This is a genomic window from Pseudomonas sp. GW456-E7 (assembly GCF_059424105.1).
In genome coordinates this window covers 152,114-171,092 of sequence record NZ_JBWKZB010000006.1, presented here as the reverse complement: position 1 = coordinate 171,092, position 18,979 = coordinate 152,114, and the positions used below count along the sequence as shown (strand labels likewise).

The following is an 18,979-nucleotide window of genomic DNA, read 5'->3' as shown; positions in this document are numbered from 1 at the left end:
ACGATGCATCGCCGATGGTAGTGTGGGGTTTCCCCATGTGAGAGTAGGTCATCGTCAAGATTAAATTCCGAAACCCCAATTGCGAAAGCAGTTGGGGTTTTGTCTTTTCAGAGGTACTGAAAAGCCCGTTGTCGAGCCTCTCCACAACGGGCTTTCTCACGGTAGGCGAACGGCAAACACGCCTACCGAACTCCCCCAAAAAAAGCCTCTGCTCACCCGAGCGTCCAAGGCCGCGCGCCGAACACTCAGTGTGTTACCGGTCATTTCTGGTACGCATGTACCGTAAAACCGGACAGAAAACCGCCTTTTTTCGACACGGCTGCTAGTGTTGTTCGATGCGCATGCCTTGAGCAGCGTGCCGATGACCGAATATGTCGCAGCACCGCAAGCACGGGCCTTGCCGCACTGGTTAAGCTGCGCAACCAATGGATACCTGTAAAGACATTGGAGCAATCCGTGGCCAGTCGTTTTTGCAGATGCCCATTCACGGAAGGTGAATGTGACCTGAGCGTCTCGTCCAGCTTCACCCACCTGTCACCCTGTTTCCTCTGCCCGAGAATCAGGAACCGGGTGACGGCTAGCTTTGAAACGTAGCCCCGAAAGGGGTTTTGCGCGACGCTTCCATCAATAACAAGCCCAAGCGGAGTACCACAGATGGCGTTCTTCACCGCAGCCAGCAAAGCCGACTTCCAGCACCAACTGCAAGCGGCACTGGCGCAGCACATCAGTGAACAGGCACTGCCACAAGTGGCGCTGTTCGCTGAACAATTCTTCGGCATCATTTCCCTTGACGAGCTGACCCAGCGTCGGTTGTCCGACCTTGCTGGCTGCACCCTTTCTGCATGGCGCCTGCTTGAGCGCTTCGATCACGCGCAACCGCAAGTGCGCGTCTTCAACCCCGATTACGAACGCCACGGCTGGCAGTCGACCCACACGGCGGTCGAAGTGCTGCACCACGACCTGCCATTCCTGGTGGACTCGGTGCGTACCGAGCTGAACCGCCGCGGCTACAGCATCCATACCTTGCAAACCACCGTGCTGAGCGTGCGTCGTGGCAGCAAGGGCGAGCTGCTGGAAATCCTGCCTAAAGGCACCCAGGGCGACGACATTCAGCAAGAGTCGCTGATGTACCTGGAAATCGACCGCTGCGCCAACACCGCCGAGCTCAATGTGCTGAGCAAAGAGCTGGAGCAGGTGCTCGGTGAAGTCCGCGTGGCCGTCGGTGATTTCGAGCCGATGAAGGCCAAGGTCCAAGAGATCCTGACCAAGCTGGACAACAGCCAGTTCGCCGTCGATGGCGACGAGAAGAACGAAATCAAGAGCTTCCTGGAATGGCTGGTGGGCAACCACTTCACCTTCCTCGGCTACGAAGAGTTCGTGGTCAGCGACGAAGCCGATGGCGGCCATATCGTCTACGACAAGGACTCCTTCCTCGGCCTGACCAAGCTGCTGCGTGCCGGCCTGACCTACGATGACCTGCGCATCGAAGACTACGCCGTGAACTACCTGCGCGAACCGACCCTGCTGTCGTTCGCCAAGGCCGCGCACCCAAGCCGTGTACACCGCCCGGCTTACCCGGACTACGTGTCGATCCGCGAAATCGACGCCAACGGCAAGGTCATCAAGGAATGCCGTTTCATGGGCCTGTACACCTCGTCGGTGTATGGCGAGAGCGTGCGGGTGATCCCGTACATCCGCCGCAAGGTCGAGGAAATCGAACACCGCTCCGGCTTCCAGGCCAAGGCTCACCTGGGCAAGGAACTGGCGCAGGTGCTCGAAGTGCTGCCGCGCGACGATCTGTTCCAGACCCCGGTGGACGAGCTGTTCAGCACCGTGATGTCGATCGTGCAGATCCAGGAACGCAACAAGATTCGCGTGTTCCTGCGCAAAGACCCGTACGGCCGCTTCTGCTACTGCCTGGCCTACGTGCCGCGCGACATCTACTCCACCGAAGTGCGCCAGAAGATCCAGCAAGTGCTGATGGATCGCCTGAAAGCCACCGACTGCGAGTTCTGGACCTTCTTCTCCGAGTCCGTACTGGCCCGCGTGCAGCTGATCCTGCGCGTCGACCCGAAAAACCGCCTCGACATCGACCCGCTGCTGCTGGAAAAAGAAGTGGTGCAGGCCTGCCGCAGCTGGCAGGACGACTACGCCGCACTGACCGTCGAGAGCTTCGGTGAAGCCCAGGGCACCAACGTGCTGGCCGATTTCCCGAAAGGCTTCCCGGCCGGTTACCGCGAGCGTTTCGCCGCGCATTCCGCGGTGGTCGACATGCAGCATCTGTTGAGCCTGAGCGACAAAAACCCGCTGGTGATGAGCTTCTATCAGCCGCTGGGCCAGGTCGCCGGTCAGCGCCAGTTGCATTGCAAGCTGTACCACGCCGATACGCCGCTGGCACTGTCCGACGTCCTGCCGATCCTGGAAAACCTCGGCCTGCGCGTGCTGGGCGAGTTCCCGTATCACCTGCGTCACAGCAATGGCCGCGAATTCTGGATTCATGACTTCGCGTTCACTGCCGCCGAAGGCCTGGAACTCGACATCCAGCAGCTCAACGACACGCTGCAGGACGCGTTCGTCCACATCGTGCGTGGCGATGCCGAGAACGACGCATTCAACCGTCTGGTACTGACCGCCGGCCTGCCATGGCGTGACGTGGCGCTGCTGCGCGCCTACGCGCGTTACCTGAAGCAGATCCGCCTGGGCTTCGACCTGGGTTACATCGCCAGCACCCTGAACAACCACACCGACATCGCCCGCGAGCTGACCCGGTTGTTCAAGACCCGTTTCTACCTGGCGCGCAAGCTGACCAGCGATGACCTGGACGATAAGCAACAGCGTCTGGAACACGCGATTCTCAGTGCTCTGGACGACGTCCAGGTGCTGAACGAAGACCGCATCCTGCGTCGCTACCTGGACCTGATCAAGGCCACCCTGCGCACCAACTTCTACCAGACCGATGCCAACGGCCATAACAAGTCGTACTTCAGCTTCAAGTTCAACCCGCACTTGATTCCCGAGCTGCCCAAGCCGGTACCGAAGTTCGAAATCTTCGTGTACTCGCCGCGCGTCGAAGGCGTGCACCTGCGCTTCGGCAACGTTGCCCGTGGCGGCCTGCGCTGGTCCGACCGTGAAGAAGACTTCCGTACCGAAGTGCTGGGCCTGGTAAAAGCCCAGCAAGTGAAGAACTCGGTGATCGTGCCGGTGGGTGCGAAGGGCGGCTTCCTGCCGCGTCGCCTGCCACTGGGCGGCAGCCGTGACGAGATCGCGGCCGAGGGCATCGCCTGCTACCGCATCTTCATTTCGGGTCTGTTGGACATCACCGACAACCTGAAGGACGGCGCACTGGTACCACCGGCCAACGTCGTGCGTCATGACGACGATGACCCGTACCTGGTCGTGGCGGCGGACAAAGGCACCGCGACCTTCTCCGACATCGCCAACGGCATTGCCATCGACTACGGCTTCTGGCTGGGTGACGCGTTTGCGTCCGGCGGCTCGGCCGGTTACGACCACAAGAAGATGGGCATCACCGCCAAGGGCGCGTGGGTCGGCGTACAGCGCCACTTCCGCGAGCGCGGCATCAATGTCCAGGAAGACAGCATCACCGTGGTCGGTGTCGGCGACATGGCCGGTGACGTGTTCGGCAACGGCTTGCTGATGTCCGACAAGCTGAAGCTGGTCGCGGCGTTCAACCACCTGCACATCTTCATCGATCCGAACCCTGAACCGGCGTCGAGCTTCGCCGAGCGTCAGCGCCTGTTCGACCTGCCGCGTTCGGCCTGGTCGGACTACGACACCAGCATCATGTCCGAAGGCGGCGGTATCTTCTCGCGCAGCGCGAAGAGCATCGCGATTTCCGAGCAGATGAAAGAGCGCTTCGACATCGAGGCCGACAAGCTGACCCCGACCGAACTGCTGAACGCCTTGCTCAAGGCGCCGGTGGATCTGCTGTGGAACGGCGGTATCGGTACCTACGTCAAGGCCAGCAGCGAAAGCCACGCCGATGTCGGCGACAAGGCCAACGATGCACTGCGCGTGAACGGCAACGAACTGCGCTGCAAAGTCGTGGGCGAGGGCGGTAACCTGGGCATGACCCAACTGGGTCGTGTGGAGTTTGGCCTCAATGGCGGCGGTTCCAACACCGACTTCATCGACAACGCCGGTGGCGTGGACTGCTCCGACCACGAAGTGAACATCAAGATCCTGCTGAACGAAGTGGTTCAGGCCGGCGACATGACCGACAAGCAACGTAACCAGTTGCTGGCGAGCATGACCGACGAAGTCGGTGGCCTGGTGCTGGGCAACAACTACAAGCAGACCCAGGCCCTGTCCCTGGCAGCCCGTCGCGCCTTGCCGCGGATTGCCGAATACAAGCGCCTGATGAACGACCTGGAAGGCCGCGGCAAGCTGGATCGTGCCATCGAGTTCCTGCCGTCGGAAGAGGCGATCAACGAGCGTGTCGCGCAAGGCCATGGCCTGACCCGTGCCGAGCTGTCGGTGCTGATCTCCTACAGCAAGATCGACCTCAAGGAGCAGCTGCTGGGCTCCCTGGTGCCGGACGACGACTACCTGACCCGCGACATGGAAACCGCTTTCCCGCCAACCCTGGTGAGCAAGTTCTCCGTGGCCATGCGCCGTCACCGCCTGAAGCGAGAAATCGTCAGCACCCAGATCGCCAACGACCTGGTCAACCACATGGGCATCACCTTCGTTCAACGACTCAAAGAGTCGACCGGCATGAGCCCGGCGAACGTGGCCGGCGCCTACGTGATCGTGCGTGACATTTTCCATCTCCCGCACTGGTTCCGTCAGATCGAAAACCTGGATTACCAGGTTTCGGCCGACGTTCAACTGGAGCTGATGGACGAGCTGATGCGCCTGGGCCGTCGCGCTACGCGCTGGTTCCTGCGTGCCCGTCGCAACGAGCAGAATGCTGCCCGTGACGTCGCGCACTTTGGTCCGCATTTGAAAGAGTTGGGCCTGAAGCTCGACGAGTTGCTCAGTGGCGAGATCCGTGAAACCTGGCAGCGTCGTTATCAGGCCTTCGTCGAAGCCGGTGTGCCAGAGCTGCTGGCGCGTATGGTGGCTGGCACCTCGCACCTGTATACCCTGCTGCCGATCATCGAGGCTTCCGACGTGACCGGCCAGGATCCGGCTGAGGTGGCCAAGGCGTACTTCGCCGTGGGCAGCGCGCTGGACATCACCTGGTACATGCAACAGATCAGCGCTCTGCCGGTTGAAAACAACTGGCAAGCCCTGGCCCGTGAAGCGTTCCGCGATGACGTCGACTGGCAGCAACGCGCGATCACCATCTCGGTCCTGCAACAGGGCGACGGCACCCAGGACGTGGAAACACGGCTTTCCCTGTGGATGGCGCAGCACGAAGGCATGATCGAACGCTGGCGCGCGATGCTGGTGGAAATCCGTGCCGCCAGCGGCACAGACTACGCCATGTACGCGGTGGCCAACCGCGAATTGCTGGACCTGGCGTTGAGCGGTCAAACGGTAGTGCCTGCCGCTGTCGCCGCCGAGCTGGAACCGGCGGCCTGATCAGGCGTTGAATGAAAAAGCCCCGCATCGAAAGATGCGGGGCTTTTTTTGTTTTAATGGGTCAAATCACCAGACAGTGTTTTTTCAAGTGTAAGGCGTAGTGCTTTGAGGGGTGGCCACATTTCTTTCAAGAATTTGCAGTTTGAACAAAACCTGATGACCTATTTGGTCGTGGAAGCAATAACGGTTCACTTGCCCACCCCATAGGGTTTTTTTGATGACGCCTGCATTGCGTGCCTGTAAGTAAACTGTTTGGTTATCGCTGTTGAAATCATCAAGCGTGACAATCTTGAAATTGTCATTCAGCAAGTTAAAAGAAGTCGTAGCACCTTCCGCCGCCGGAAGCGCTCCGAGGAAACCTTGGCTGCTCTTGCTGAAGTACTTGTTGTAGTAGGGGGCGCTTAAAATTTGCAGGTTGTAATAGTCGTCGTAGCACCTGAAATGAACCACTATCCCTATGCTGTTTTTGTTTTTTGAGGTGACGGCCAAATTTACCATTCTCTGTAAGTCATCGATGTAGACTTCAGCGGTCGTAATCAAGTGTTTGTGCGGGCCATCTTCGTCGTCTTGCTGAAAATGCCAATCGCTTAATACCTTTTCGAAAAAAGTCATGCTGATCCCTTCACAGGTCAGGCGCGCCATGAAGGATCTTTCCTCGTCTTTGCTCATATATAATTCCATTATTTCAAGTTTGAAAGTGACTGTTCCGTGTCGGACTTAAAATAACGTCAATTGATTGAGTTGACTTTGGTTAATCGTTGCGCAGTGCTACACAGGCCCGCTCCCGTTTCCTGATCTATTGTGGGAGCGAGCTTGCCCGTGCCTTCGTCTGGCTATCAGTAGCGTTTTTGCTCTGGCGTGTTGTCAATCATCGAGAGGTTGCTAGTCGGTTTGCTCAGCAAATTATTGAGCGACTGGTCAAACTTTTGCAGTGCCCTGACTTGCACATTCTGTTGTTCATTAATGTCGGCAACGATCTCTTCGCTGCGTTTGTAGTCAGCCCACACGGGACTGAGTGCTTTGGCGTCATGCCCTTGTGCAGTACCGAGATAGTTAAAGTTCTTGTCGTAAAAGTCCGCACTGACATCTGACTGGATGTCCGAACTGCGCGATGTAATCAGTTGGCTGCGGGTGTCGACCACCGCCATCACGTCCGGCTTCGCCGCCCTGAGGCTCTGCATGTCCGGATACACGGTCACCGAACCGAATTGCCGCTGCAGGGAGGCCTTGACCCAGTCCACGGCCATGTCAGGCCTGGAAGTGGCTACATAGGCGTCATGAATCGGCTGCACCAGCAGGCTCTGGCCGAAACCGGTGCCGGCGTTGGCCTGGTAGTCCCGCAGATAGGCACGGTTCGCCTGGGTATTCTGGCTGTAGACGATGCCCAACGAGACATGGCTGCCGTTGTTGATCAGGGTGGCACCACTGCGGCCTACCGGTTCGGTGAAAATGCCATTGAGTGAAGAGACCGCCGTGGGCGCAGTAGGGATCGAGCAACCGGTTAAAACAATCGTTAAGGTCAATGTACTGGCAAGTGCAAGTTTCATGGTGTTTCTCCAGTGAAACAACTCAGTCGAAAGTTGAAGTTGCCGGTGCTGTGCCGGCGGTGAATAAAGACTAAACCCTGGATGTTTTATTTAAATAGCCAATGTCCGCACTTATCCGGTGGCCAATAGTTTTGTTTGGCTTAACAGTTTGCGGTTAATTGCCTCGGGAAATAAAAAAGCCCGAATTCTCCATTCGAGCCTTTTTATTTATGGCTGTACGTTCAGCCATCAGTTTTCCAGTGGGATCAACACTTTCTCGTCCGGGGCCAATACCATGAACACCAACAGCTTCGCCGGCTCCGTTGTACTGGCGTTTTTCGAGACCAGGTGTTCCGAACCTGCGGGTTCGTACCAGTACTCACCGGCCTTGTAGGTGACGGCTTTTTCGCCTTTCACCTGAGAAGTGATCGCCCCCGAAAGCACATAGGCCATGGCCGTGCCGTCGTGCTTGTGGGCAATGGACGATTGGCCTGGCTGGTAGTCGACCTCGATCATCAAAGCCTTTTTGCCCGGGGCATTTTTCAGCATCTGGTCCTGCAAAACAGTGACCTTTTCCGAAGGGTCATGGGCAAAGGCCGATGCGGACACAGTCAGGGCCAGGGCGGCGAGGGAGGCTGCACAGCAACGCAACATGTTCATGGTTCTTTACCTGCGGTGGTTAGTTGTTGCAAACCACAGTAGTGCGCAAGCGGTAGCGGTTAAACAGCCAATATTCCGGAAGGCGAGGGGACCAATAGACCTAGGTTAAAAGCAAAGATCGCAGCCTGCGGCAGTTCCCGTGTAGGAGCTGCCGCAGGCTGCGATCTCTTGATCTTGTTTTCAGACGATAGGAAAGCTGTTGAAGTCCACGGCATTGGCCAGTTGGCTATCGATCAGGCCGATGAAACCCTGGACTTCGGGGCAGTTGAAATGCGATTTCATGGCCGCTTCCGATTGCCAGCGGGCACTGACGGTCCAGCGATTGGTGTCCTCTGGGCAGCGGTCGACCATATAGGATTCGCAGCCCGGTAGTTCACGCAGGGTTTCGACAATCTTTTGCAGTTGCTTACCCAGTTCATCCGAGCGGCCGGCGACGGCACGTACCTGTACGGTATTGATCACTTCATGGGACATTGCTCACACTCCTGAATCAGGCCGGACGAATCCTGCTCATTGAGGGTTAACGCCTATGCAGGATAGGCCTGACCCTGCGGACCGCCAATAGCCAATCGCCGGATAAAGCCGCAGGCCAATCCGTCAGGCCACCTGCTGCAAAATGTCGCGCACACGGTCCAGGGCGATGTCGATGTCCAGGGTCTCGATGGCGCCAAAACCGAGGAAAAACCCGGCCTTGGGCGCTTGCTGATAGAAAAAGCTGTCGATCGCATAGAGCCCGACTTCGACTTTTTTCGCCAGTTCGATCACCAATGGAATATCCATGGGCACTTTGCACATCACCACCATGTGAAAACCGGCGGTGGAGGGCACCGCCTCCAGCCAGGGTGAGAGGTCGCAGGCCACGCGCGTCAGGATCCGCTCGCGGCGCCCGGCATAGATGGTATGGCAGCGGCGGATGTGCTTGAGCAGACAGCCTTCGGCGATGAACTTGGCCAGCGCCCACTGCGGCAGGGTCGACGTGTGCAGGTCAGTGAGCTGTTTGGCGCGCACCACGGCCTCCAGGATCGCTGGCGGCAGGATCCCATAGCCAAGCCGCAATTCCGGCAGCAGGGTTTTGGAAAAGGTCCCGACGTAAGCGACGATCCCCCGTTCGTCCATGCTTTGCAGGGAGTCGGTGGGGCGGCCTTCGTAGCGGAACTCGCTGTCGTAGTCGTCCTCGATGATGATCGCGCCCAGCTCATGGGCCTTGGCCAGCAGTGCTTCCCGGCGTGCCTGGCTCATCGCAATGCCCAACGGGAACTGGTGCGACGGGGTGACGTAGATCAGGCGTGTGCCGCGAGGAATCTGCTCCACCACAATGCCTTCGGCGTCAACTGGCACGCCGATCACCGTGGCGCCATGGGTGCCGAACAGCAGCCGGGCCGGCGGGTAGCCGGGGTCCTCCATGGCGACCAGGCTGCCCGGACTGATCAGCACCCGCGCAATCAGGTCCAGGGCCTGCTGTGCGCCGTTGCACACCACCACATCCTCGTCCTGGCAATTGACCCCGCGGGAGAACGCGATGTGCCGCGCAATGGCGTTGCGCAGGGCGGGCAAACCCTCAGGCAAGCTGTACAGGCCCTTGGAGCCGGCAATCTGGCGCAGCGCGTGGGAGGTGCAGCGGCGCCAGTCATCCTGGGGGAACTGGCCCTTGCTGGTGGCGCCACCAATGAAGTCGTAGCGCAGCGAGCCTTCCAGGGTCGGATGACGCAGGAATACCGGCAGGTTGCGCCAAGACTCGATCACCTCAAAGCCGCCAAGCTCTGTGTAGTTCTGTTTACGCTGCACCTTCGACGTGCGCGCATTGACGTAAGTGCCTTTGCCGACCACCCCGGTGAGGAAGTTTTCGTAGGTCAACTGGGCGTAGGTATCGGAAATGGTCTTGCGTGAAATGCCCAATTGTTCGGCCAGCAAACGGCTGGGCGGCAGTTGCGTCCCGGCGGCCAGGCGACCGGACTCGATGGCGCTGCGCAGTTGGTTATACAACTGGCCGGCCAGGTCCTTGCGGCCATTGATGACAACATGTAGTTCCATGCCGGCGAGACTCCGGGGCTGTTGAGGCGCGTGTGCGTCGCGCAAGATTACCCTTATCCGCTCGGTCGGCAGAAGTTGCGCAGTGGAAAAACCGTCAATTGGTCTGCAGGCCTTGGTCCATGGGGAAATCGCGAAATTGGATCTGTCATGCTCGCGCGCCAGCGATTACCGTGAAAATCAACTCAAGGCCGTACGAGAACGCTCCATGAAGCCCCGCCTGGATTACTACAGCGCGTCCCCCAAAGCGATGAAGGCCATGATCGCCATGGAGGCCCTGACCAGCAGCCTGAGCATCGAGCAGGGCCTGCTGCACCTGATCAAGATTCGCGCCTCGCAACTTAATGGCTGTGCCTTCTGCACCGACATGCACTCGGTGGATGCAAGGCGCCTCGGCGAAAGCGAGCGCCGCCTGTATTCCATCGTGGTCTGGCGCGACAGCAACTTTTTCAATCCGCGGGAAAGAGCCGCGCTGGCCTGGACCGAAGCCGTCACTTTGCTCTCGCAAAGCCACGTCCCGGACGATGTTTACGCGCAGGCCAGGGAGCAGTTCAGTGAAAGCGAAATGGTCGACCTGACCATCGCCGTCACCACCATCAACAGCTGGAATCGCCTGGCCGTGAGCTTCCGCCAGACACCCAGCGCCTGAGTCATTGTCACAGCAGGTTCATCATTGATCCGCAGGATGGAACTGTCAGTGTCATGTCGACAGGGAGTCCTCGATGTCAGTCATGGAAACCAGCGCCCACCGGGGTGCTGCCGAGTATCGTGTAGCCATTGATAAAAATCCGTCCTGGCGCCAGCTGGCCGCGGGTATCGACCCCGAACTGGCGCTGTGCTTCACCGTCAGTGCCCGTTGCGGTTGTTTCATGCAGGCCGCCCGCAGCCTGAACATCAAGGCTACCCGCCTGCGCAGGCAACTGGCGCTGCTGGAAACACAGCTGCGCTGCTCGCTGTTCAACCCGTCAGACAATGGTTTGAGCCTCAGTCGCGATGGCTTGCGCCTGCACGCACAATTGATCGCCCTGGCCCATGAGCGCGATTTGCCGGTGATCGAACAGCCATTGATTCGGCTGGCCGTGGCCGATTCGATCCTGCATGACATTCTCGGGCGTGACCTGGTGGCGCTGCTGCGGCGCAATGCCAGCGTGCGCCTGGACATCAAGACGCTCGACAGCGAATTGGCCCTGCAAGCGGTCAGCGCCGACGTGGTGGTGTGGCTGGGCGAAGCCGGATCGCCGTTGCCGGGTCCGAGCTTTGCCACCACCGAACCCCGGTCTCTGGCGCAACTGGAGTACCTGCCGCACATTGCCAAGCGTTACTCACGAGTGGCTTCCAGGCCGGAATGCCTGGAGGAACTGGCCGATTTCCTCCTGGTGCAATGGCATCAGGACTGCCAGGTCGAAAGCCTCCGGCCATGGAATGCACTGGTGGATCAGCGCCTGGCCGGAGCGGTGCAGGTGCAATCCTACGAACTGATGCTGGAGATGATCCGTTGCAGCGCCTGCGTCGGCCTGCTGCCGCACTACATGAGCCACTTCGACCGCGGCCTGGTGGCCTTGCCGGGCCTGTTCGAGCGGCCGATGCGGCGTCAGGTGTGGATGGCGGTCAATGCCCGTTCCGAGGACGACGCGCAGGTACGGATGATCGTCGAGTTGATCGAGAATACCTTCAACGAGCGTCGGGAGTGGTTCGAAAGCTGAGTGCGATCCATCTGTGGGAGCGGGCTTGCTCGCGAAGGCGTCATCACATTCAACATTGAAGGTGACTGGTCAACCGCTTTCGCGAGCAAGCCCGCTCCCACAAGTTTGATTTGTGTCAGGCCACCAGAAAACTTGGCAGGTCGAGGATCCGGCCTCCGCTGAACCGCGCGAACGAACCGGCAATGGATTCGTGCGGCACGCCTTTGGCCACCTCGCTGACACCGTCCAGCCGCGCCAGCTGATCAGTACTCAACTGCACATTCAGCGCGCCCAGCGTGGCGTCCAGCTGCTCACGAGTCCGGGAACCAAGGATCGGAATCAGCGCCGTGGTCGAGCGCCTGGCCTTTTCCCGCAACCAGGCAATGGCCACGTGGGTCGGGCTGGCGTCGAGTTCTGCGGGGACGTCGATCAAGGTGTCGAGCAGGGCGGTTTCGCGGGCGCTTTTTTCAGCATGAATCAGCACGCCGAGCTTGTTCGCGCGGTTTTCACCATCCCTGTTCCATGAACACTCGCCAGAGCGACAACGACCAGCAAACATAAACTCAATACCAAACGCCTCACTGGTTTCTCCCTTGGGGGCCGACGCTGCGAGTTTCGATACCTGATCGTCTTGCGGGTGTTAATCCGCTTTCACGTCCAGGACGCATTCCATGGCACCGCTCTGCAGCGTACGCTGTTTTCTGGGAACGACTTTAAGCGCGCGGTCAACGGGCAGTACGGGAACGCCGGTGCCGAGAAAGATCGGAATGGTGGTGATGAACAGCTGCTGCAATTCCCCGGCGTCGGCAAAACAGGCTGCCGTTTTGCCGCCACCGACCAGCCAGACATTCTTGCCCTTCGCCGCTTGCCTGGCCTTGGCCGCGATGACCCCGGCATCACCGTGTACGAAGGTGATATCCAGATTGGCGGGGACTGACCGATTCCGGTTGCTCATGACAAAGGCGGGTACATCCTGGTAGGGCCAGTCATCAGGAGCGTTCGACATGATCCAGTCATAGGTCTGCGACCCCATGACCACCGCTCCGACCGTCTGATAAAAATCATCATAGGTCGTTGCATCATCCCCCAGCGCAAAGTTCTCCAGCCAATCCAGTTTGTGTTGTTGAGTGGCAATATAACCATCCAGGGTGGCAGCTACGTAATAGACCAGCGTCGACATGTGTTTTCCTTGTAGTCATGCAGGTGGGAAATGACCCGTAAATAAAGAGCACCTCTCGAAAGTGGCGAGGGGCGATGGTGATCATTTATTTCGGGTAGGCGAAGATAATGCCGTTTCCACTTGGCAGGCGCTTTACCTGGTTGCGCCGTATACTATCTCCATTGGTAATGGGGTAAGCGTTTTTACTTCTCGTGCTGATACGGCGAAGCAGCGGAGCATTATGTCTCATGCAGCTTGTAAAGTGTCCTTGATTATAAGATGCAGTTGAATTTTTAACTTTGAATTTTAGGCGCAGTGCGGCAATTGCAGTTGGATTTATGATTGATCATTTAGATTGCAAATCAAATGATAAGAGAGTAACAAAATGCTGCGAGGGCCCAAAAAATTGGATAGAAAGCCAATTTTTATGAATGATCTGTAGAAATGTTCTGAGGAAGCCCAGCATCCAAAAAATAAGTTCTGGAAGTGCGGGGGCAGACAGATATTGTGCAGGAGAGTGGGTTTTTCAGCGTTTTTCTAGGTCGCACCAAACTATATAAGAGTGGCTCAAATGGGAGATTTATTTTTGAGTCAGGACCCTAGCTAGGGGGCAGATGTTGTTTGTCCAGTGGCTGCTTATTGTATTTTTATTTTAATTGTATGGGATGGGTTTCACTACTAAGGTCCGTAATGGATAACTATTGATATATGGATGCTCAATAATGCCTAGCGCTTGCTCGCGAAAGCGGTTGATCAGACACCTTCAACGTTGAATGTGATGGCGCCTTCGCTAGCAAGTCGGATCGCCGCACCCCCGCTCCCACATCGGTTCTCGCCACACGTGAAGAAAGCGTTATAGAGTGAACGGCCATGTCTGCTTCAAGGATGATTCACCCATGCCGACCACCGAACCCGTCATCACGTTCGAGCGCTTCAACGAGTCCCACATCGAAGGGATTACGGCGCTGTACAACGATCCCGCCATCGCCCGGCAGACCCTGCAAATGCCGTTTCAGTCCACCGAGCTCTGGCGCAGTCGCCTGGCGTCGGATAACGAGCGCCTGGTGAAGGTCGTGGCCCTGCATCAAGGCACGGTCATCGGCAACATTGGCCTGGAGCAGTTCTCGCGCATTCGTCGCAGCCATGCCGGCAGTTTCGGCATGGGCGTTGCGGTCGAGTGGCAAGGGAAGGGCGTGGGTTCGAAGCTGCTCGCGACGGCGCTGGATATCGCCGACAACTGGATGAACCTGCAGCGTGTCGAGCTTTCGGTGTATGCCGATAATGAAGCGGCCATTGCCCTGTATCGCAAGTTCGGCTTCGAAACCGAGGGCCTGTTTCGTGACTATGCCGTTCGCGACGGTGTCCTGGTGGACACCTTGAGCATGGCGCGCCTGCGTCGCACGCCCAGGGTCGGCTGAGTCACACGCTCAGGGCGCACGCCACCGCAGCTGGCCCATGCTGTGCTCCGTTTGTCAGGTGAAGTGCGCACCTGCAGTGCCCGCGTTTACGCAACGGTGCAAACTGTCGTCAGGTTTTAGTCGTACGCAGGGTGCGGGCATCTGCCATGCTCCAGGTCCGCAACACCGGTCTATTCAGGGAACACCGCTATGGACGATGTACAGCAACTGGGCGAAATGCTTCGCCACTACGCCGAAAGCGAAGCGCACAAAAAGCAAGTGTTCGAATCGCAATCGGCCGAGTGGGCGAAGCGCATTGGTGCGCTGTTCGATGAGATCCAGCAGTGGCTGGAACCGGTCAAGGCACCTGACCTGCTCGAAGTGAACCGCGAAGTGTATGTCGCGTCGGGGCCCAGTGTTCCGGTGGAAACCTCTCCCTTCAAGACTGAAAAGCTGAGCATCCTGATCGCGGGCAAACCGGTGGAATTCGTGCCGGAGGTGATGGGTGTCGGCGGGCAGATTTCCGTGGCGGTGATGGGCTTTACGGCAGCCCGTTATGGCAGCGTGTCACTGGTGTGCCTGCCGCCATCCACTGGCTGGCAGTGGCGCAAGACCAATGGCTTGAAAGACCCGGACACGTTTGAGTTCGATGCGGATTTTCTGGCGCAGCAGCTACAGGTTTTGATTCCCCGGGATCGTGGCTGAGGGTGTGGGAACGGGCTTGCTCGCGAAGGCGGATCTACATTCAACATCAATGTCGACTGACACGCCCCCTTCGCGAGCAAGTCGGATCGCCGCACCGCCGCTCCCACAGTATCAGAAATCGGTGTTTCCCCAGCCTGGCTTCGCCTCTTCGGGCGCCACTGCATTGATGGTCTTCCCGGTAGCCGCCTCTACCCGCCGAGCCACCTCAGGGTCGTCGCCAAACGGGATCAGGCTCGCATCGTCCAGGCTCTCGGTGGTCTGGTGACGCAGACAATACTCGATGGCGAACCACAAAAATGCCACCCCCGCCATGTTCAACATGACTTCAATCATCAGGCCAACTGCGCCTCGCGCTCGGCCATCGCCACGTCCGCTACCCGCACCGTGCGCCACAGGTTGTAGGCCATCAGCAGCATGCCGCTGAGGAAGAACACCCCGCCGGCAAAGCGCACGACGAATCCCGGATGGCTGGCCTGCAAGGCTTCGACGAAAGAGTAGGTCAGCGTGCCGTCATCGTTGATCGCGCGCCACATCAGGCCCTGGGTGATGCCGTTGACCCACATCGAGGCGATGTACAGCACGGTGCCGATGGTCGCCAGCCAGAAGTGCAGGTTGATCAGCGGCGTACTGTGCATCCGATCACGTCCGAATACCTTCGGCACCATGTGATAGGTTGCGCCGAAGGTGATCATCGCCACCCAGCCGAGCGCCCCGGCGTGCACGTGGCCGATGGTCCAGTCGGTGTAGTGGGAGAGGGCGTTGACCGTCTTGATGGCCATCATCGGCCCTTCGAAAGTCGACATGCCGTAGAACGCCAGGGATAGCACGAGAAAGCGCAGGATCGGGTCGGTGCGCAGCTTATGCCAGGCGCCCGACAGGGTCATCATGCCGTTGATCATGCCGCCCCAGCTCGGCGCCAGCAGGATCAGCGACATGGCCATGCCCAGCGACTGCGCCCAGTCCGGCAGCGCGGTGTAGTGCAAGTGGTGCGGGCCGGCCCAGATGTACAGGGTAATCAGCGCCCAGAAGTGCACGATCGACAGGCGATAGGAATACACCGGCCGGCCCACCTGTTTCGGCACGAAGTAGTACATCATCCCCAGGAAACCGGTGGTCAGGAAAAAGCCCACGGCGTTGTGTCCGTACCACCACTGGACCATGGCGTCGGTGGCCCCGGAGTACACCGGGTAGGACTTGAACCAATCGACTGGAATCGACAGGTGATTGACCACGTGCAGCATGGCGATGACCACGATGAACGCACCGAAGAACCAGTTGCCGACGTAGATGTGCCTGGTCTTGCGTTGCACCAGGGTAGTGAAGAACACCACGGCGTATGCAATCCAGACCACGGTCATCCACACCGCGCCGGTGAATTCGATCTCGGCATATTCCTTGGTGGTGGTGTAGCCCAGCGGCAGGCTGATCAGCATCACCACGATCACCGATTGCCAGCCCCAGAAGGTGAACGCGGCAAGTTTGTCGGAAAACAGCCGCACCTGGCAGGTGCGTTGGACCGCGTAGTAACTGGCGGCAAATTGCGCGCTGCCGGCAAAACCGAAAATCACCAGGCTGGTGTGCAACGGGCGCAAGCGGCCGAAGGTGGTCCACGGCAGATCCAGGTTCATCTGCGGCCACACCAGCTGCGAGGCGATCCACACGCCCATCGCCATCCCCACGACCCCCCAGAAGACAGTCGCCACGACGAATTGGCGCACGACCTTGTAGTTATAGGCCTGACTGATTGTAGTTGTGCTCATGCTCAATGCTTCCACGGTTGCAATGCCGTGCACTGTAGAAACCCCGATGGAAACAAAACAGGCTCAGGAATATTTCATTTAGGCGGATCAGATTTTAGTGCAGCCTGCGGCCATCTGCCGCGCTCTGATACGGTTTTTATGCACTCAGGTGAATCTGTAATGCGCTGAGCCGCAAGTCCATAGTCGACCTCACACAACAACCGCACCCACCGACCTGTAGGAGCTGCCGAAGGCTGCGATCTTTTGCTCTTGAAAAGATCGCAGCCTTCGGCAGCTCCTACACAGGGGAATGCGGTGAATCCTGATGAGGTAGCCACATGTATCAGTACGATGATTACGACCGGGCACTGGTGTTCGAACGGGTTGCGCAGTTTCGCGATCAGGTCGAGCGCTTCATGGCCGGCGAACTGAGCGAAGAAGAGTTCCTGCCGCTGCGCCTGCAGAACGGCCTGTACCTGCAAAAGCACGCCTACATGCTGCGGGTGGCGATTCCCTACGGCACGCTGAGCGCCCGGCAGATGCGTACGTTGGCGAGCATCGCCCGGGATTACGACCGCGGCTACGGCCATTTCACCACCCGGCAGAACATGCAGTTCAACTGGATCGAACTGGCCCAGGTGCCGGACATCCTCGAACGCCTGGCCGAGGTGGAAATGCATGCGATCCAGACCTCCGGCAACTGCGTGCGCAACATCACCACCGAAGCCTTTGCCGGGGTGGCGGCCGACGAAATGATCGACCCGCGACCGTTGGCGGAAATTTTGCGGCAGTGGTCGACCATCAACCCGGAGTTCCTGTTCCTGCCGCGCAAGTTCAAGATCGCCATCTGCTCGGCCGAGCAGGACCGCGCGGCGATCATGATGCATGACATCGGCCTTTATCTTTACCCGGGCTCCGACGGACACATGCTCCTGCGAGTCATGGTCGGCGGCGGCCTGGGGCGCACGCCGATCCTCGGCTTGCAGATCCGCGAAGGCTTGCCGTGGCAGCACCTGCTGTCTTACGTAGAGGCGGTGCTGCGGGTGTATAACCGCCATGGCCGGCGGGACAACAAGTACAAGGCGCGAATCAAGATTCTGGTCAAGGCCCTGGGAATCGAGGCCTTCGCCCGGGAGGTGGAAGAAGAGTGGCAGCACCTCAAGGACGGCCCGGCGCAACTGACCCTCGACGAGTTCGAGCGTGTGGCCAGTGCGTTCGTCGCACCGCCTTATCGTCATTTGTCCGACACCCATCTCGATTTCGGCACGCACCTGGCCGAAAACCCGGCGTTCGCTCGTTGGGTGCAGCGTAACGTGCAGCCGCACAAAGTATCGGGCTATGCCAGCGTGGTGTTGTCGACCAAGCCGGGCGCCACTGCGCCGCCGGGGGATGTCACGGCCGAACAGATGGAGGCGGTGGCCGAGTGGTCCGAACGCTTCGGCTTCGGTGAAATCCGCATTGCCCATGAGCAGAATATCGTCCTTCCGGACGTGTCCAAGGCCGATCTGTTCACCCTGTGGCGCCTGGCCTGCGGACACAATCTGGGCAGCGCCAACGCCGGATTGCTCACCGACATCATCGCCTGCCCCGGTGGCGACTTCTGTGCGCTGGCCAACGCCAAGTCGATCCCTATCGCCAAGGCCATTGCCGCACGCTTCGAAGACCTCGACTACCTGCACGACCTGGGCGACATCAGCCTCAATATTTCCGGCTGCATGAATGCCTGCGGTCATCACCACATCGGCAACATCGGCATTCTGGGCGTCGACAAGAACGGCGCCGAGTGGTACCAGATCACCCTGGGGGGCGCCCAGGGCAAGAACAGTGCGCTAGGCAAGGTCATTGGCCCGTCCTTCAGCGCCGTGCAAGTGCCCGGGGTGATCGAGCGCATCGTCGACACCTTCGTGCGCTATCGCGAGAGCGAGGAACTGTTCGTCGACGCCTTCCAGCGGATCGGGCTGGAGCCGTTCAAGGAGGCGGTCTACGGGAAAGTGCCGCAGGTGTCGGCATGAACAATCTGTTGCGGCTGGAAGAGGGCGTGGCGCGGATTGTCGCGGATGATCCGTGGACGCTTGTGCGCGACCCGCAAGCAGAGCTGCCCGTGGGGGCCGCGATTCTGCCGCTGAGCCGTTGGCTGGAAAGCCCGTCGCAAAACGGCGTGTGGCTGGGGCCGGACGATGAAGTGGAAAGCCTTCAGCCATGGTTTGCCCGACTGCCCCTGATCGCCCTGGATTTTCCGAGCTTTCGCGATGGCCGCGGGTACAGCCAGGCGTATCTGCTGCGCACGCGATTGGGCTGGGCCGGCGAGTTGCGCGCCATCGGCGATGTCTTGCGCGATCAACTGAGCCACATGCGCCAATGCGGTTTTGACAGCTTTGCCGTGCGTGAAGACAAATCCGCGGAAGATGCGTTGAAGGGATTGGCGGGGATGAGCGTGTTGTACGGGCGCTCGGTGATTGAGCCACGGCCCTTATTCAGGCGCCGCTGAATGAGCGAGCTTGCTCGCGATGGACGTCAACGAAAACGCGAATAT

Annotated in this window: 15 protein-coding genes and 1 pseudogene; 7 read left to right on the top strand and 9 right to left on the bottom strand. The window is 59.0% G+C overall.

Annotated elements, in window-relative coordinates; genetic code table 11:
* Positions 1 to 654: 654 nt before the first annotated feature.
* Positions 655 to 5,550, top strand: a complete 4,896-nt coding sequence (locus tag AC07YV_RS06880; protein WP_102698823.1) for an NAD-glutamate dehydrogenase — start codon at positions 655 to 657, stop codon at positions 5,548 to 5,550.
* An 84-nt stretch (positions 5,551 to 5,634) separates the two neighbouring features.
* Here AC07YV_RS06880 and AC07YV_RS06875 read toward each other — a convergent pair whose 3' ends face one another.
* The 5 genes from AC07YV_RS06875 to pdxR all read right to left on the bottom strand — a co-directional run bounded on the left by AC07YV_RS06875 (position 5,635) and on the right by pdxR (position 9,767).
* Positions 5,635 to 6,219, bottom strand: coding sequence for a hypothetical protein (locus AC07YV_RS06875; protein WP_102698824.1), 585 nt, complete (start codon positions 6,217 to 6,219; stop codon positions 5,635 to 5,637).
* Positions 6,220 to 6,386: 167 nt separating this feature from the next.
* Positions 6,387 to 7,097 carry an ATPase gene (locus AC07YV_RS06870; protein WP_102698825.1) on the bottom strand — a complete coding sequence of 237 codons (711 nt, stop codon included), beginning with the start codon at positions 7,095 to 7,097 and terminating at the stop codon, positions 6,387 to 6,389.
* A gap of 228 nt (positions 7,098 to 7,325) precedes the next feature.
* Positions 7,326 to 7,736, bottom strand: coding sequence for a cupin domain-containing protein (locus AC07YV_RS06865; RefSeq protein WP_102698826.1), 411 nt, complete (start codon positions 7,734 to 7,736; stop codon positions 7,326 to 7,328).
* 180 nt (positions 7,737 to 7,916) lie between these two features.
* Positions 7,917 to 8,210, bottom strand: a complete 294-nt coding sequence (locus AC07YV_RS06860; protein WP_102698827.1) for an antibiotic biosynthesis monooxygenase family protein — start codon at positions 8,208 to 8,210, stop codon at positions 7,917 to 7,919.
* Between the two features lie 123 nt (positions 8,211 to 8,333).
* Positions 8,334 to 9,767, bottom strand: coding sequence for a MocR-like pyridoxine biosynthesis transcription factor PdxR (gene pdxR / locus AC07YV_RS06855; RefSeq protein ID WP_102698828.1), 1,434 nt, complete (start codon positions 9,765 to 9,767; stop codon positions 8,334 to 8,336).
* A gap of 205 nt (positions 9,768 to 9,972) precedes the next feature.
* Here pdxR and AC07YV_RS06850 point away from each other — a divergent pair, with 205 nt between their 5' ends.
* Positions 9,973 to 10,413: a carboxymuconolactone decarboxylase family protein gene (locus AC07YV_RS06850; RefSeq protein WP_102698924.1), complete on the top strand. Its 441-nt coding sequence runs from the start codon at positions 9,973 to 9,975 to the stop codon at positions 10,411 to 10,413.
* 73 nt (positions 10,414 to 10,486) lie between these two features.
* Positions 10,487 to 11,467, top strand: a complete 981-nt coding sequence (locus tag AC07YV_RS06845; RefSeq protein WP_102698829.1) for a LysR family transcriptional regulator — start codon at positions 10,487 to 10,489, stop codon at positions 11,465 to 11,467.
* A gap of 115 nt (positions 11,468 to 11,582) precedes the next feature.
* Here AC07YV_RS06845 and AC07YV_RS06840 read toward each other — a convergent pair.
* Both AC07YV_RS06840 and AC07YV_RS06835 read right to left on the bottom strand, forming a co-directional pair.
* Positions 11,583 to 11,966: pseudogene (locus AC07YV_RS06840) on the bottom strand (aldo/keto reductase); the annotation flags it as partial.
* Between the two features lie 120 nt (positions 11,967 to 12,086).
* On the bottom strand, positions 12,087 to 12,626 hold the full coding sequence (locus tag AC07YV_RS06835) for a dihydrofolate reductase family protein (RefSeq protein ID WP_102698830.1): 540 nt from the start codon (positions 12,624 to 12,626) through the stop codon (positions 12,087 to 12,089).
* 875 nt (positions 12,627 to 13,501) lie between these two features.
* Here AC07YV_RS06835 and AC07YV_RS06830 point away from each other — a divergent pair.
* Both AC07YV_RS06830 and AC07YV_RS06825 read left to right on the top strand, forming a co-directional pair.
* On the top strand, positions 13,502 to 14,023 hold the full coding sequence (locus AC07YV_RS06830; RefSeq protein ID WP_102698831.1) for a GNAT family N-acetyltransferase: 522 nt from the start codon (positions 13,502 to 13,504) through the stop codon (positions 14,021 to 14,023).
* A 189-nt stretch (positions 14,024 to 14,212) separates the two neighbouring features.
* On the top strand, positions 14,213 to 14,707 hold the full coding sequence (locus AC07YV_RS06825) for a hypothetical protein (protein WP_102698832.1): 495 nt from the start codon (positions 14,213 to 14,215) through the stop codon (positions 14,705 to 14,707).
* Between the two features lie 111 nt (positions 14,708 to 14,818).
* On the opposite strand, the gene AC07YV_RS06820 is transcribed toward AC07YV_RS06825, so the two are convergent.
* Both AC07YV_RS06820 and ccoN read right to left on the bottom strand, forming a co-directional pair.
* On the bottom strand, positions 14,819 to 15,040 hold the full coding sequence (locus AC07YV_RS06820; RefSeq protein ID WP_102698833.1) for a CcoQ/FixQ family Cbb3-type cytochrome c oxidase assembly chaperone: 222 nt from the start codon (positions 15,038 to 15,040) through the stop codon (positions 14,819 to 14,821).
* Positions 15,040 to 16,467 (bottom strand): cytochrome-c oxidase, cbb3-type subunit I, encoded by a 1,428-nt coding sequence (gene ccoN, locus AC07YV_RS06815; protein ID WP_102698834.1) that lies wholly within the window; start codon positions 16,465 to 16,467, stop codon positions 15,040 to 15,042. Before ccoN ends, AC07YV_RS06820 begins: the two co-directional genes overlap by 1 nt.
* A gap of 317 nt (positions 16,468 to 16,784) precedes the next feature.
* On the opposite strand from ccoN, the gene AC07YV_RS06810 reads away from it, so the two are divergent.
* Positions 16,785 to 18,458: a nitrite/sulfite reductase gene (locus AC07YV_RS06810; RefSeq protein ID WP_102698835.1), complete on the top strand. Its 1,674-nt coding sequence runs from the start codon at positions 16,785 to 16,787 to the stop codon at positions 18,456 to 18,458.
* The gene (locus AC07YV_RS06805; RefSeq protein ID WP_102698836.1) at positions 18,455 to 18,934 is read left to right on the top strand and encodes a DUF934 domain-containing protein; all 480 of its coding nucleotides are present in this window, start codon (positions 18,455 to 18,457) and stop codon (positions 18,932 to 18,934) included. The genes AC07YV_RS06810 and AC07YV_RS06805 overlap by 4 nt, the downstream gene beginning before the upstream one ends.
* The last annotated feature ends 45 nt before the right edge of the window (positions 18,935 to 18,979 follow it).

Bases quoted from the DNA above. Each gene is read 5' to 3' on its own strand.
- AC07YV_RS06880 (WP_102698823.1), top strand. From the start codon at position 655: ATGGCGTTCTTCACCGCAGCCAGCAAAGCCGACTTCCAGCACCAACTG.
- AC07YV_RS06875 (WP_102698824.1), bottom strand. From the start codon at position 6,219: ATGAGCAAAGACGAGGAAAGATCCTTCATGGCGCGCCTGACCTGTGAA.
- AC07YV_RS06870 (WP_102698825.1), bottom strand. From the start codon at position 7,097: ATGAAACTTGCACTTGCCAGTACATTGACCTTAACGATTGTTTTAACC.
- AC07YV_RS06865 (WP_102698826.1), bottom strand. From the start codon at position 7,736: ATGAACATGTTGCGTTGCTGTGCAGCCTCCCTCGCCGCCCTGGCCCTG.
- AC07YV_RS06860 (WP_102698827.1), bottom strand. From the start codon at position 8,210: ATGTCCCATGAAGTGATCAATACCGTACAGGTACGTGCCGTCGCCGGC.
- pdxR (WP_102698828.1), bottom strand. From the start codon at position 9,767: ATGGAACTACATGTTGTCATCAATGGCCGCAAGGACCTGGCCGGCCAG.
- AC07YV_RS06850 (WP_102698924.1), top strand. From the start codon at position 9,973: ATGAAGCCCCGCCTGGATTACTACAGCGCGTCCCCCAAAGCGATGAAG.
- AC07YV_RS06845 (WP_102698829.1), top strand. From the start codon at position 10,487: ATGTCAGTCATGGAAACCAGCGCCCACCGGGGTGCTGCCGAGTATCGT.
- AC07YV_RS06835 (WP_102698830.1), bottom strand. From the start codon at position 12,626: ATGTCGACGCTGGTCTATTACGTAGCTGCCACCCTGGATGGTTATATT.
- AC07YV_RS06830 (WP_102698831.1), top strand. From the start codon at position 13,502: ATGCCGACCACCGAACCCGTCATCACGTTCGAGCGCTTCAACGAGTCC.
- AC07YV_RS06825 (WP_102698832.1), top strand. From the start codon at position 14,213: ATGGACGATGTACAGCAACTGGGCGAAATGCTTCGCCACTACGCCGAA.
- AC07YV_RS06820 (WP_102698833.1), bottom strand. From the start codon at position 15,040: ATGATTGAAGTCATGTTGAACATGGCGGGGGTGGCATTTTTGTGGTTC.
- ccoN (WP_102698834.1), bottom strand. From the start codon at position 16,467: ATGAGCACAACTACAATCAGTCAGGCCTATAACTACAAGGTCGTGCGC.
- AC07YV_RS06810 (WP_102698835.1), top strand. From the start codon at position 16,785: ATGTATCAGTACGATGATTACGACCGGGCACTGGTGTTCGAACGGGTT.
- AC07YV_RS06805 (WP_102698836.1), top strand. From the start codon at position 18,455: ATGAACAATCTGTTGCGGCTGGAAGAGGGCGTGGCGCGGATTGTCGCG.